Annotated in this window: 11 protein-coding genes and 1 pseudogene; 6 read left to right on the top strand and 6 right to left on the bottom strand. The window is 62.0% G+C overall.

The annotated features are described in order from the left end of the window. The first annotated feature begins 114 nt into the window (after nt 1–114). The 5 genes from RI444_RS20910 to RI444_RS20890 all read left to right on the top strand — a co-directional run bounded on the left by RI444_RS20910 (nt 115) and on the right by RI444_RS20890 (nt 4,597). Nucleotides 115–1,275, top strand: a complete 1,161-nt coding sequence (locus RI444_RS20910; protein WP_207605364.1) for a Re/Si-specific NAD(P)(+) transhydrogenase subunit alpha — start codon at nt 115–117, stop codon at nt 1,273–1,275. Continuing rightward, on the top strand, nt 1,275–1,628 hold the full coding sequence (locus RI444_RS20905) for an NAD(P) transhydrogenase subunit alpha (protein ID WP_207605365.1): 354 nt from the start codon (nt 1,275–1,277) through the stop codon (nt 1,626–1,628). Before RI444_RS20910 ends, RI444_RS20905 begins: the two co-directional genes overlap by 1 nt. After that, on the top strand, nt 1,625–2,998 hold the full coding sequence (locus RI444_RS20900; protein WP_207605366.1) for an NAD(P)(+) transhydrogenase (Re/Si-specific) subunit beta: 1,374 nt from the start codon (nt 1,625–1,627) through the stop codon (nt 2,996–2,998). Before RI444_RS20905 ends, RI444_RS20900 begins: the two co-directional genes overlap by 4 nt. A gap of 31 nt (nt 2,999–3,029) precedes the next feature. Continuing rightward, on the top strand, nt 3,030–3,377 hold the full coding sequence (locus tag RI444_RS20895; RefSeq protein WP_062098566.1) for a hypothetical protein: 348 nt from the start codon (nt 3,030–3,032) through the stop codon (nt 3,375–3,377). 983 nt (nt 3,378–4,360) lie between these two features. Next, nucleotides 4,361–4,597, top strand: a complete 237-nt coding sequence (locus RI444_RS20890) for a hypothetical protein (RefSeq protein ID WP_021474664.1) — start codon at nt 4,361–4,363, stop codon at nt 4,595–4,597. 287 nt (nt 4,598–4,884) lie between these two features. Here the strand turns inward: RI444_RS20890 and RI444_RS20885 are convergent, their stop codons facing one another. Beyond that, nucleotides 4,885–6,132, bottom strand: a complete 1,248-nt coding sequence (locus tag RI444_RS20885) for an IS256 family transposase (RefSeq protein WP_192551635.1) — start codon at nt 6,130–6,132, stop codon at nt 4,885–4,887. 101 nt (nt 6,133–6,233) lie between these two features. Between RI444_RS20885 and RI444_RS20880 the strand changes: the two genes are divergently transcribed. Beyond that, nucleotides 6,234–6,419: a hypothetical protein gene (locus RI444_RS20880; protein WP_062098561.1), complete on the top strand. Its 186-nt coding sequence runs from the start codon at nt 6,234–6,236 to the stop codon at nt 6,417–6,419. Nucleotides 6,420–6,465: 46 nt separating this feature from the next. Here the strand turns inward: RI444_RS20880 and RI444_RS20875 are convergent, their stop codons facing one another. The 5 genes and pseudogenes from RI444_RS20875 to RI444_RS20855 form a co-directional block, all read right to left on the bottom strand. Then, nucleotides 6,466–6,810, bottom strand: a complete 345-nt coding sequence (locus RI444_RS20875; protein ID WP_021474465.1) for a hypothetical protein — start codon at nt 6,808–6,810, stop codon at nt 6,466–6,468. A 711-nt stretch (nt 6,811–7,521) separates the two neighbouring features. Continuing rightward, nucleotides 7,522–8,016 carry a hypothetical protein gene (locus RI444_RS20870; RefSeq protein WP_021474466.1) on the bottom strand — a complete coding sequence of 165 codons (495 nt, stop codon included), beginning with the start codon at nt 8,014–8,016 and terminating at the stop codon, nt 7,522–7,524. Between the two features lie 4 nt (nt 8,017–8,020). After that, a complete protein-coding gene (locus RI444_RS20865; RefSeq protein WP_207605367.1) occupies nt 8,021–11,683 on the bottom strand; it encodes a ribonuclease domain-containing protein in 3,663 nt (1,220 codons plus the stop codon). A 132-nt stretch (nt 11,684–11,815) separates the two neighbouring features. Beyond that, nucleotides 11,816–12,670: pseudogene (locus tag RI444_RS20860) on the bottom strand (IS3 family transposase); the annotation flags it as partial. 35 nt (nt 12,671–12,705) lie between these two features. Continuing rightward, the gene (locus tag RI444_RS20855) at nt 12,706–12,996 is read right to left on the bottom strand and encodes a transposase (RefSeq protein ID WP_062098648.1); all 291 of its coding nucleotides are present in this window, start codon (nt 12,994–12,996) and stop codon (nt 12,706–12,708) included. Between the last annotated feature and the right edge of the window lie 33 nt (nt 12,997–13,029).

Here is a 13,029-nt window from a genome sequence, read left to right as displayed (position 1 = left end):
ACGTCCGACCCTAGTTGAGTTGCGCACATAGCGCAGCCCCCTACTCCCGCCAGACGCCTTGCGGTCATAGACTCGTGGCAATCATGGTCTGGACGGCTCCGGAGAGGGGTGGCGGTGAGAGCAGGCATTGCACGCGAAACGCTCGACGGCGAGCGGCGGGTGGCGGCAACACCGGAAACAGTCAAGCAATTGATCGGCCTCGGCCTGGAGGTGTCCATCGAGTCCGGCGCGGGGCAGGCCTCCGGCCATAGTGACGCCGACTACCAAGCCGCAGGCGCCACCGTGGTCCCGTCCCTGGACCTCGGGGCACTTGATGTTTACTGCCACGTGCGTCCCATGGATCCGACGACGGCGGGAGCCCTCCGTCGTGGTGCCGTCACCGTGGGGCTGGGGTCGCCGTCGTCGGAGTTGCCTACCGTACGGGCGCTCGCCGCCGGCGGCATCACCTCCTTCGCCTTGGAACTGGTTCCACGCATCTCGCGGGCCCAGTCCATGGATGCACTGACATCGCAGGCGTTGGTGGCCGGATACCGCTGCGTGCTTGAAGCTGCGATGCGTTTGCCGCGCTTCTTCCCCCTATATATGACTGCGGCAGGGACCATCCCGCCCGCCCGCGTGCTGGTGTTGGGCGCGGGTGTTGCCGGGTTGCAGGCCATTGGCACGGCAAAGCGGTTGGGAGCACGCGTCTCGGCCAACGACATCCGGCCCGCCTCGGCCGATGAGGTGGCTTCCATGGGTGGAACGTTCATCAAACTGGACCTCGAAACGGCGGAGGCGTCCGGCGGGTATGCACGTGAGCTCAGCGCTGATCGGGGTGCGTTGCAGAGGGCGTTGCTGGCACCCCATGTGGCGCAGGCCGATGTCCTCATCACCACCGCTGCTGTGCCCGGGAGGCGTGCGCCCATGCTGGTAACCCGCGAGATGGTGCAAGGCATGCGCCCGGGGTCCGTGGTGGTGGACTTGGCTGCGGAGTCCGGAGGCAATGTGGAGGGCGTGATTCCCGGGCAGGACCTGCATATACCCACCGCCGACGGGCAGGGTGAGGTCACGCTGGTGGGCATTAAGGACGCCGCCTCAGCCATGCCGGCCGATGCTTCGCGGCTCTACGCCAAGAACGTGGCCAACATTCTGGCCCTCATGACCCGCGACGGATCGGTGGCCCCGGACTTCGACGACGAGGTGGTGGCCGGAACCTGCCTGACCCACGACGGCGCCATCCGGCACGGTCCAACGGCGGAGGCCCTCGCGGCACTTGGAACAGAAGGAGCGCGTTGATGGACGGTATGAGCCTGCTGACGATCACCGTGCTGGCGGTGTTCGTCGGATTCGAAGTGGTATCCAAGGTTTCCAGCACCCTGCACACCCCGTTGATGTCCGGGGCCAACGCCATCCACGGCATCATCCTTGTTGGAGCCATCATCGTGGCCGGGCAGGCTTCGGACCCCTGGGTCCTGGCGGTTGCCCTCTTGGCGGTTGTGCTTGCCACGGCCAACCTCGTGGGCGGCTTCGTGGTAACCGACCGCATGCTGGAGATGTTCCGCGGAAGGCAGCGGCCGCCGTCGGACACTGACGCTGCCGGCAGCGCAGGTCGTTCCGGTAGCGGCGGAGCAGGGGAGCAGCGGCCATGACGCTCCTCGACCCCACCTGGACTGCCCTCCTGTACCTTGCTGCGGCTGCCTGTTTCATCCTCGCGCTGAAGGGCTTGAGCTCGCCGAAGACGGCCCGCCGCGGCAACCTCATCGGCGCTTTCGGCGCCCTGCTGGCAGTAGTGACGGTGTTCCTATCGGTGAAGCTGGACAACAGCCCGTGGATCCTGGGCGCGATCGTGGTGGGATCCGGCATCGCCGCGCCGGTTGCCCGGCGCGTCCAGATGACCCAGATGCCGCAACTCGTGGCCCTTTTCAACGGCGTGGGCGGCGGCGCGGCAGCCCTGGTGGCATTGCTGGAGCTGCCGCACACGGATGATCCGTGGGTGCGCTTGGCGATTGTGTTCACGTTGTTGGTGGGGGCGGTGTCCTTTGCCGGTTCCGCCGTGACGTTCGCGAAGCTGCAGGGACTCATGACCACACGGCCCGTCACCTTCCCTGGCCTGCCGGTGTTGATGGCCGTGGTGTTGCTGGCTGCCGTAGCCGTCGGCGTAGTGGTGATTCTTGGTGGTTCCATTGGCTTGGCCGTGGTGCTCCTGGTACTGGGGCTGGTTGCGGGCGTGCTGCTGGTCCTTCCGGTGGGCGGTGCCGATGTTCCGATCGTCATTTCGCTCTTGAACGCTTTCACGGGCTTGGCGGTTGCTGCCTCCGGCCTGGTCTTGGGGAACGTGTTGCTCCTGGTGGCGGGAACCTTGGTGGGGGCATCCGGCACCATCCTGACCCGCGCCATGGCCGCGGCCATGGGACGCAGCGTCGCCGGCATCATGTTCGGCGCCTTCAAGGGAGGTTCGACGGCGGGGTCCACGGCCGTGAGCGAACGGCCGGTGCGTTCTTCCAGCGCAGAAGACGTGGCGGTGCTCCTCGGCTACGCACAACGGGTGATCATCGTGCCCGGCTACGGATTGGCCGTAGCGCAGGGCCAGCACACGGCGGCAGAGCTTGCCTCGGCCCTGGAATCCCGCGGGACGGAGGTTGACTTCGCGATCCATCCCGTGGCCGGTCGCATGCCCGGGCACATGAACGTGCTGCTCGCGGAGGCGAACGTGCCTTACGAGTCCCTGAAGGAAATGGGAGACATCAACTCGGAATTCAAAACCGCGGACGTGGCCTTGGTGGTCGGAGCCAATGACGTGGTGAATCCTGCAGCCAAGACCACCGCCGGTTCGCCGATCTACGGGATGCCCATCCTGGAAGTGGCCGATGCCCGGCAAGTGGTGTTCCTCAAGAGATCCATGCGGCCCGGCTTCGCGGGCATCGAGAATGACCTTCTCTACGAGCCACAAACCACGCTGCTGTTCGGGGACGCCAAGGATTCCCTGACCAAAGTGCTGGGCGCCGTGAAGGCACTGTAAACAACCCGCGTATTGATAAGGAGCCCGGACGATGGCAGTGAAGCTCAACAAGAAGGCCTTGGACCACGCCAAGAAGTTGATCAAGGAAGGCAAAGTGGCCAAGGACGAGCGGGACGACTGGAGCGAGCACGCGCCCTCAACCAAGGAAGAAAACTCGTTCCTCGAAAAGCACGACTTCGCTGAGTACGGCAAGTGGTACCTCGGCGTGGACGACGACCATCCGGACGACCAGAAGGGGCACTACAAATTCCCCGTCGGCGACTTCAAGAAGATCCATCGCTGCGGCGTCATCTCAGCCGAAAGCCGTGCCGGCCAGAACGACTACGACGACATCCGGGACGCCCTGGGAAAGCTCTTGGACCTGATCGACAAGGACTGACCCGGACGTCCCGGCTAGCTCCTGGACCTGATCGACAAGGACTGAGCCCGGACGCCCTCGGCAAGCTCCTGGACCTGATCGACAAGGACTGAGCCCGGACGCCCCGGCTAGCTTCAGGGCATGCCAGAGGGTAACCGCCCGCCAGCTACTTCCCGCACTTGGGGTCCAGGAGCGGCGCCCCGGCCAGCTTCAAAGCGTGCCAGAGGCTAACCGCCACGGAATCGAGAACCGGTACTCCGGTGCGAGCCTCGGACTGTAGCTTTTAGGGCCCTTCACCGGGCATTAATTCGGGCGGGGTATACGGGAATCCGAGAATGGCGGAAACACTTGGAAGCTCGGAGAGCCGAAGGGCGGTGACGGAGCGGCCGGTGAACGACCGGCTTACGGGCGCGCTATTGGTCCACCCCTTAGGCGCCCTAGCCCTCAAAATGTCAGGGGCTGGCGATACCTTCCTAATACCGTGCAAAGGGCCGGTTGAATCTATAGGGGGCAACAATGAGCGCACCGGATCGACGAGTTCGCGTTATTTTCAGCTGCAAGAGAGGTCACCAACACGAACTTTGCGTGAGCATTGAGCGCCAAGTACCACCTGAGCTTCGTTGCACCCCCGATGCTGGTCAAGGGTACGGCGCCGGAGACGGCGCTGGGTGCAAGGTGCCGGCCAATCTGAACGAGGTAGTGGAGCGTGAGTTGCGTGACGCTTTCCAAGAAAGCAAACGCCGTGGCCACGTTCTAGTTCGCGAATAGTAGAAGCAACCATGGGGGTGGCGAGTTTGATAATCCGGCCACGGGTAACTGCCTAGCAGATGCTTGTGCTCGACTGCCCGGTTCCGGATCCTTGAGCGGACGGCGATCGCATCCGAGAAGGTCTGTCCGCAGCTTCAAGACGCCGGGTTCTGCTCTCCTGCATGTGCGATGGCGACGTCCGTGGAGTACGGCTTCGAGCAATCTAGGATGATTCGGAGAACCGTAGAGGGGGGAAGATGACGCTGGGCCTGGTGTTCATAATCGTTGGCCTGGTCTGGGTCGTCTTTCGGAAATGGATTGCCAGCCGCCAACTATTTATCACTGACCAGATGCTCAACCGTCCGGACGAGCCAGAAGCTGGTCGAGTGAGTGGGTTCGAACAACTTGGTGTGTTCTTCTCTATCTTGTTGATCATAAGTGGTGTGGTCATTGTTGGGCTTACGCTCATCTTCCGGCCACCGTGGTCAGGTTAATGATGAGTTCACCGTTTCTAGCGCTGGTTGGAGCCTTCCTCGTTGTGAGCGGAGTGATGCTCTACCTTCTGAGGCAACGGCTCGCACGGGTCGGCAAGGATGGTTGGTCCTGGCTGCCGGAGACAACTAAATTCAAGTCCCACGAGTACCAGCTTCGGGCTTCGAAAGTTGCGGCGTACCTGGTCGCGATGACTGGGTTTGGCTTTTTAGCGATCTCCTTCATGCCTTGACGGGGGTGTCAAGTTTTCTGTGTAAGGGACCGGTCGGTTGTCCGGTCTGCCGGGTGGTCAGATCGGAAGTCGGTTGGGGAATTGAACGGCGAAAGCGTTCAGTGCCTGGTGCCAGCCTTGGGTGCCGGTTCCGAGTTCACCGCCGCGGGTCGTTTCGATGTTTCTGATCCCGAGGTAGACCAGCTTGATCGCGGCCTCGTCGGAAGGAAATGAGCCCCGCGTTTTGGTGATCTTCCGCAGCTGGTAGTTGATCGATTCGATCTGGTTCGTGGTGTAGATGGCTTTGCGGATCTCCGGGGTGAAGGCCAGGAACGGGGTGAAGTCTTCCCAGGCGTTCCGCCAGGCCAGCACCGCCCCGGGAGCCGTGGCCTGCCAGGTTTCCGCGAAGGCCTCCATTGCCAGTTCGGCCGCCTGCACGGTCGGTGCGGTGTAGATCGGGCGCATGTCCCGGGCCATGGCTTTGCGGGCGCCGTAGGAGGCGTATTTCATGGCCGAGCGCAGCAGGTGCACGACGCAGGTCTGCACGACGGTCTGGGGGTAGATGCTGTTCACCGCTGCCGGCAGCCCGGTGAGCCCGTCACAGCACAGGATCAGGATGTCGGCGGCTCCGCGGTTGCGGATTTCGGTGAGCACGTTGGCCCAGAACTTCGCCCCTTCGCTGGTGCCCAGCCACAGGCCCAGGACCTGCTTGCGGCCCTCCACGTCAACGCCCACGGCCACGTGGCAGGCCTTGTTCACCACCACGCCGCCGTCCCGGATTTTCAGCCAGATCGCGTCGATGTAGACGATCGGATACACGGACTCCAGCGGCCGGTTCTGCCACTGGGCGACCTCATCGGCAATCACGTCCGTCACCCTCGAAATCGTCGCGGCGGAGACCTTGGTCCCGTAGATTTCATCGAGGTGGGAACCGATATCCCGGGTGCTCATCCCGCGGGCGTAGAGTGACAGGATCATGTCCTCGACCTTGCCCAACCGGCGGGCCCGCTTGGGCACGATGACCGGTTCGAAGGAGCTGTTCCGGTCCCGTGGCACTGTGACCTGCACAGGCCCCTGGAGGGTCTGAACGCTCTTGGTTGTCTTGCCGTTGCGGGAGTTGCCCGTGCCCTGCCCTGCGGGGTCCCCGGACTCGTAGCCGAGGTGGTCGCTCATCTCCGTTTCCAGGGCCCGTTCCAGGACCGCGCGGGTCATCCGGGCAAGGAGTTCCTCAACACCGTTGCGGCCCTCTCCGAGGTCCTCCGCAGCCGTGACGAGCGCGTCGATCTGATCGGCGCTCAAAACGCCTTCAAGGGGGTTAGTGGTCATACTGATTTCGGCCAAGAGGGCCCGTCCTTTCAGGGGTGAAACCGCAGGTCACACCCTAGTTAGAGACCGGACCCTTACACACTCAATGAAACACCCTCGCCTTGACTTCCCTTGGTGTTGCGGCCGCGGTCCAACGCCAAGGGAATCTGTTGGGGGAAGAGCTGTGGTCAGAGTTCGAGACAAGCGGCGATCTGGACCTATCCGAGTTCGCGGACGATAGCGAGTATGGCGTCTACTTCACCCCCATCTACGCCTCCAGCCAGCAGAAACGCTTTGGACGACAATAGTGATTAGCGCCCTTTAGTCGATCCCCGACCGAACAAAGACGGGCTTTCATGCACGTAGAAGTGTGTCATGGACCGAAGCGTGCTCGCCCACCCTCACGATCAACTCGCCGGCCATTCCTCCCCAGCGGGACCAAACGTGGAACTCAATCACGCCGCGCTCGCCCCGGACACTGACCTTCACGGTCTCTCGCTCAAGAACAAGGCGCACCTCGTCACCGTGGATCCAGCGGATGCTCGCTGACCCAGCGATCTCGTCCAAGGTAAGCGTTACGGTACTGCCGTCGTTCGCCCACGCCAACAGGTCGACCACCCAAGGCTGATCAGACGTCTCGATACCAACCCCGACGTCACTCAGGTCTTCAAGCCTTGGAACTTCCAGCGGGGCACTCATAACCACTTGCTCCCATATCACCCCGCCGCAAAGATCAGGACCAGCTGCACGCTACAGGATTCTTCAACTGACAGGGACTTGTGCGCTTTCTTAGGTGATGATGTTACATATGCACGATTCGATCCTCTCCGCCCAGATGCGGCTGACCGCCAGATTCGGGGCTGTCCCTACACCACCGTTGCAGGGCGTGAAAGGGGAGTGTCCAAAAACGTGTGGTCGCCTCATGTTTATCCACTTAACGGTCTGCGGCATGCAGCCGCGGCTGGGTAGAGTGGCTGGTTCATCTGGCGCGGTGAAGACCTAGGAACGGCGGATGACTTCTTCGTTCCGTTGTACGTCGAGCATCTGACGACACGGTGTTCTGAAGTCGTTCCCTCTCTTGCCTTGCCCGCAGGGTGGCGATTCCTCTTGACGCCTGGGCACGAAGATGTCTGGTTTGACGAGTCGTTGTTGAATGTTGAGGAAAGCTGACCCGGACGTCTGGATCTCTCGTTCGGGATTCGCGACAGGTAGAGGATCCCCGAGCGGGCAATGCAGCCAACGGGCCTCGCCTGGCGTAACAGCTGGCGCGAGAACAGGCTGCTCCGAGAGTGAATGCCTTCATTACCGCTTAGGAAATCTCACCACTGAAGCCGTTAGAGACGCCAAAATCATTATCCCGGGAGAGGAATCGGGGCTGAGAGATCCAAACCTGACGCTCAGGTAGTGACATCAAGGATGCACGACAACATCAACGGGACCAATTCCAGGTTGAGCCCAAGGGAGGCGGCCAGCCCTCTCCATAAACTCATTGGCACCTGCCAAAGCTGCCAGTAGACGCTCGCCCTTTTCCTCTACCACAATGACGAAGGGGACGTCTTGAGTTCGCCACCGATCAAGGATATTTGGAAACATGGATATAAAGTCGCCAGCGATGGGCGATGTTTCGGTGGCCCCACGAACAATCACTAAGTAACCCTTCCTGTTCCCGAACCACTCAAGGTCTGAGATTAAGTCAATGGCGGCATCGAGTCCCACGGTCCTATATGGATACCTAAACTTTGCTTCGAGGTAGGCACATAGGGCCGTCTCATCAGAGAGCCCCGACAAATCCAGTTCAAAGACCATCATCCCGTGTAGATGGGCATCGGCTTTGAGACGGTCGCGTAGGGAACCGGTGACGCCCAGGTGAACGGCATACTTTTTGCTGATGTCATCAATCTTCATGGTCCTACCTGATCTGAATGGGTGCATTCACATGGTCCCAATAATAGATGGCGTTGGGGTTCTTCTCGGATCCTTCGATGATTATTCGATCCGGTCCGCGCCTTGCTCCAGCGGGAGCTGCAGTCCATTCTGTATACGTCCCTTCGGGCAGCTGGCCCAGTCTATTTTCGTAAGGTTTGCCGTCGTGACCAGGAAAGCGGACTTTTCCGGTGGCTGCTCGAGAAATCGCGTCATCAACATTGGCACGAATTTCAGGGGAAAGTGCCTCCATAGCCGCTTTCAGGGAATTGGAGGATCCTCCCTTTAGGGCACCTCTAGCTGCTCCTTTCGCAGCCCCTCCACCGGGTATGAGCGAAGCTGCGGCCCCGATTTCTGCTTGCAGCTGGGCGTCCTCGTCGAGTTCCCCACCGTTATCGGCCGCGTTTCCGGCCGCCTGCAGTCCCGTGCCGACAAGTCCTCCTGTTAGGCACGCTCCAAACCCTGGTATGCAAGCCAGAACGCCTAGGGGGCCTCCAGCTATGATCGCGAATCCTTCCCATGTTCCTATGCCGAGCTTCCGGAAATCTGACTTTGTCGGTCCGCCATATCCAGCACCAAAGTCGGTCTTGAAGGCCCAGTCGTCAATGTTTCCCGGAGAAGACGAGGGAGCCGGGCTGGTTACCTTGAGCCACGATGGCACCGAAGGTGAGGAGGAGACAGGTGCGTTTCCGAGTAGTGGTGTATTAGATGAAGACGGGTAGGAGATTCCTGTTTCCTCAGTGCATCCACAACTTGGCCTCAACCCGCTTGGATCTGAGGTGTTAATGACCATGCCGAAGGCATACGTGTACGGGGTGAACCCCCGTTGGTCTTCTGTCGTGAGGATGGGGTCTGGCGCGGTAAATACGCCGAGGACGGGGTCCATGTCCCTGGCTCCGACGTGGGTGAGGGAGCTGATGCTGTCGTCGAGTCCGGCGATGTAGCCGTTGACGGCGCTGAACCCTGTGGCACTGGCGGCGTTGGTTCCTGTCCCGGAAGTGGCGGCTGCTGCGTTGGTGAAGGCTGCGGTGCCGGTTCCGGTGCTGTTGGCGCCGCGGGCGAGGCCGAGCGGGTCGGTGCGGCGGACAAGGGTGACGGCCCCGGTTCCGACGGTGGTGTTGGGCAGTGCCATGGTTTGGGCGGTGTTGATGTTGTCGCCGATGATGAACGCGACTTTGGTGCCGGCACTGGTGGCGGTGCGTTGGGCGACGACTTTACCGGAAAAGGTGTAGGTCTTGGTCGCTGTCTTGGCACCTGTTGCTGCGTTGTGGTGGGCGGTGATGCTGCCCAGGGTGATGGTGGTCCCGGTTCCGTCGATGATCCCGACGAGATTCCCGGCGGCGTCGTAGTACCGTGCCCCGGTGCTCCCGGCACCGGTTGTTGGTGCTGGGGGTGTGCCGGCTGTGGCATTGGGGTTCGGGTTGGCCGGGACAGTGCTGGTTCCGGTGGTGGTGTCGATTTTACCGTCGAGGGTGTAGGTGATGGTTTGCCCGGAACGGCCCGTCATCCGCCCTGCCGCGTCCCATGTGAAGGTCTGCGGTGTGGGGGTGGACCCGGTGACGGACTGGACCCGGTGGGGTCCAACGGTTCCGGGTGTGGGGTAGGCGTAGGTTTCGGTGACGGCGAGGGTGCCGTTGGATCCGAAGCGTTTGACCTGGGACCGGTCACCGGCTGCGGTGTAGGTGTAGGTCTGGGCGTAGGGTGCAGGGCCGCCGAGCCCTGTCACGCTTGCGGCCACGGGGGTTGGGGCGGTGCCGCAGGTTGTGGTTGCCGGGGTCCAGACGGCTTTGATCCGGTCGGCGTGGTCGTAGGTGTAGCACTGGTTGTCGGTCGGTGAGGACGGGCGTGAGGTGTAGGCCTGTTGGCGTGAGGTGATCCGCCCGGCCGGGTCGTATTTGTAGCTGGTGGTGCCTAGGTCCGGGGAGTTGACGCCGAGGTGGTTGGTGGCCTGGGTTTTGTTCAGCCGTCCGGTTGTTGCGTCCCAGGTGAGGGTCACGTCGATGCTGCCGGTCGTGTTGGCTCCGGAGGAGTAGTTGCTGTCGGCTTGGGTGTATTTGGTCAGCTGCCCCAGGTGGTTGTACATGCCGTTGCCGGCGTATTTGTTGCCGCTGCCGACAATCTCTGTCGGGTTGTCGAACCCGTCCCAGCCGTACCCGACGGATTCGGCCGGTAGCCCGGCAATGGCCGGGGTTCCGGCAACGTCGGTTTTGCCGGTGTAGGTGGTGGTGTTCGTGAAGGTGTAGGAGCCGGTGAAGTTTTCCAACCCTGCCGGGAGGGTGGTGGTGGTGGTTCCCGGGGTGTAGGCCAGGTCGAAGCCGGTGAAGGTGGTGGTCACTGGCTGGTTGAAGGCGGCGCCGTTGTTCCTGGTGGAGCTGGAGAGCACGCCCAGCGTGTTGGACCCGTCATAAGTGTTGGTGATCAAGGTCTTTTCGGTTCCGCCGGCGGCTGTGACGGTTTGCTTGGTGACGCGGTCCAGGACGTCGTAGGTGTATTTGGTGACAGTGTTGAGCTCATTGGTCCGGGATGCGACCCTGCCCGCAGCGTCGTAGGTCGTGGTGGCGGTGCCGGTGTCGGGGTCTTCGCTGCTGATCTGGCGTCCGGCCGGATCGTAGGCCCAGGACCAGAGGTTGGCTCCGTCGCCCATGCCGGTGAGTTGCCCGAACACGTCATAGATGTAGGAGCTGACATCGGCTGAACCTGTTGCTGTGGTGCCTTGGTAGCGGGTGCGGGTCTGTAGTTTCCCGTCAGTGTTGACCACTGTGCGGACAGGTGATGTTGTGAATCCTGTGTCGTCGGTAACGGTGACGGTGGTGGTGTCGACGCCAGCGTAGGTGTATTGGGTCTTGGAGATTTCGTCGTTGTCCCAGGCCATGGCCCGCACGGTAGCGACCCGGCCCCCGGCCTCGTATTCGTACAGGGTTGAGGAAGGCACCGCGATCGTGGGTGTGACGAGGACACCGTCCGGGGCGGAGTTGACGAAGTAGGCGTTGCGTTCGAGGTCTTTTTGCCCGGCGGAGTTGTAGGTCGTGTCGGTGACGATGGACCCGCCGCCCGGTGACTGTGCCTGGGTTTGCCTGACCCGTCCCATGCCGTCGTAGATGGTGTAGCTGTGCTTGGGGTCCTGGTTACCGCTCAGGACCGTTCTCTTCACCCAGGACGGACTGGTCGCAGAGACGTTGTAGCTGGTCGCCACGGTGGGAATCGGGTAGCTGGCCTGGGGGCGGCGGATGTCCCATGAGGCGATCTCACGTCCGGAGGGGTCGTATTTGGCGCTGGTTTCGTGATTGTTCGGGTCCACGGTTTTTAGTGTGTTGCCGCGGATCGCATCCAGCGTGGTGACCGTTGGTGTTGCCCATTGCGCCGCGTTTTTGCTCGTGACCGTGGTGACTGGCCCGGTGGCCGGGGCGTATGTGGTGGTCGTGACCCGGGCTGTGCCGGTGCTGTTGTCCGTGGACTTCGTGGGCCGGCCCAGGGCGTCGTAGACAGTGGTCGGGCCGGCCTGCCATGCCGTGGCGGTACCGGCTGATACAGCGGTGGCGGCGTCAACGCGGGTCTTGTCGCCCTTGGTGGGAGCTACGTACCCGCTGGTTCCGGGCTCGGCGGAGGTTGATCCGTCGTACAGGGTCCGGGTGGACTTCAGCAGGCTCACCCCGGGGGTGTTGCACACCGCGGAGAAGGTTGACGTCACTGCGGGCAGGGACAGGATGTTCAGCGCCGCGTTCTCCGCGTAGAGGGTTGAGGTGTGTCAAGAATGTGAGACAGCCGGGTAGTTTCTTTTCGGTCAGGCAGCAGCGGACAGCGGCTGCCTTTTTGGTGCGAAGTTGGCCATTGCCGTCGCTGGCGGGAGACCCTTGTTGTTGGTGTGAGGCCTCCAGCGGTTGTAGAACACTTCGATGTAACGCATCGTGGCCCGTCTGGCGTCTTGGCGGGTCGCGAAGCTGTGATGGTGATAGAACTCGTTCTTCAGGGATGAAAACAGCGATTCGGCCACGGCGTTATCCCAACACACCCCGGTAGCGCCCATCGATTGACGGATCTTGTTTCCGGCGCACCAAGCGCCCATTTCGCGGGACGTGTACTGCGTCCCGCGATCGCTGTGAAAGATGGCGTTCGGGGTCAGGTGGCCGCGGTCTCTGGCCATCCTCAGGGCCCCGGTAACCAACGAGGCGCGCATGTGGTCCGCCATGGCCCAACCGACGACCATCCTGGTGCACAGGTCAATGACGGTGGCCAGATACAGCCAGCCCTCACCGGTCCGCAAGTAGGTAATATCGCCCACCAAACGGGTGCCCGGGGCATCTGCCGTGAAATCCCGGCCGATGAGGTCCGCGAAGACCTTGTCCGGATCCGAGGCTATGGTGGTGCGCTTGAAGGCGCGCATCCGCTTTGCCGCCCATCCGTTCTCAGCCATGATCCCCGCCACGGTGCCCACCGACACCTCGATGCCGGCGGCAACAAGTTTGGTATGCACCATGCGGTGACCGAAGATCCCGTCCGAGGAATCGAAGACGGTCCTCACCTGGTCCGTCAGTTCCCGGTGACGGGCCGCGGTCGGTGTCTCCTCAGCGTCACGCCACCGGTAGTACGAGGCCCGCGGAAGCCCCAACTGCCGGCACATCCAGGCCACCGGAAAGTCGGCGTTCTCCTCCTGAACAACGCGGTAGAGATCTTCTACCGCTGTTCTTTGGCGAAGAACGCCGAAACTTTTTTCAGGAAATCATTCTCCCGCTCGAGCTCCCGCAGCCGGGCCTCCATGGCTTTGAATTTCACCGGATCTACCGGGTCATCGGGCTTGCCACCGCTTTCCTGATCAGCCTCACGGGCCAACCGAATCCACCGCTTCAGAGCAGTCAACGAGATCCCGAGATCAGCAGCAACGGCAGGCAACGGACGGCCCGAAGACGCCGCCAAAGCGACGGCATCGGCCTTGAACTCATCGGAATAGGTAGGTCGAGCAGACATGAGCACAATCCTTTCAAACTGTGTCTCACATCA

This window comes from Paenarthrobacter sp. AT5, assembly GCF_032764245.1.
Classification (GTDB): domain Bacteria; phylum Actinomycetota; class Actinomycetes; order Actinomycetales; family Micrococcaceae; genus Arthrobacter; species Arthrobacter ureafaciens.
This window is presented reverse-complemented; position numbering and strand designations above follow the sequence as displayed.

Bases quoted from the DNA above. Each gene is read 5' to 3' on its own strand.
- RI444_RS20905 (WP_207605365.1), top strand. From the start codon at position 1,275: ATGGACGGTATGAGCCTGCTGACGATCACCGTGCTGGCGGTGTTCGTC.
- RI444_RS20900 (WP_207605366.1), top strand. From the start codon at position 1,625: ATGACGCTCCTCGACCCCACCTGGACTGCCCTCCTGTACCTTGCTGCG.
- RI444_RS20895 (WP_062098566.1), top strand. From the start codon at position 3,030: ATGGCAGTGAAGCTCAACAAGAAGGCCTTGGACCACGCCAAGAAGTTG.
- RI444_RS20890 (WP_021474664.1), top strand. From the start codon at position 4,361: ATGACGCTGGGCCTGGTGTTCATAATCGTTGGCCTGGTCTGGGTCGTC.
- RI444_RS20885 (WP_192551635.1), bottom strand. From the start codon at position 6,132: ATGACCACTAACCCCCTTGAAGGCGTTTTGAGCGCCGATCAGATCGAC.
- RI444_RS20875 (WP_021474465.1), bottom strand. From the start codon at position 6,810: ATGAGTGCCCCGCTGGAAGTTCCAAGGCTTGAAGACCTGAGTGACGTC.
- RI444_RS20870 (WP_021474466.1), bottom strand. From the start codon at position 8,016: ATGAAGATTGATGACATCAGCAAAAAGTATGCCGTTCACCTGGGCGTC.
- RI444_RS20855 (WP_062098648.1), bottom strand. From the start codon at position 12,996: ATGTCTGCTCGACCTACCTATTCCGATGAGTTCAAGGCCGATGCCGTC.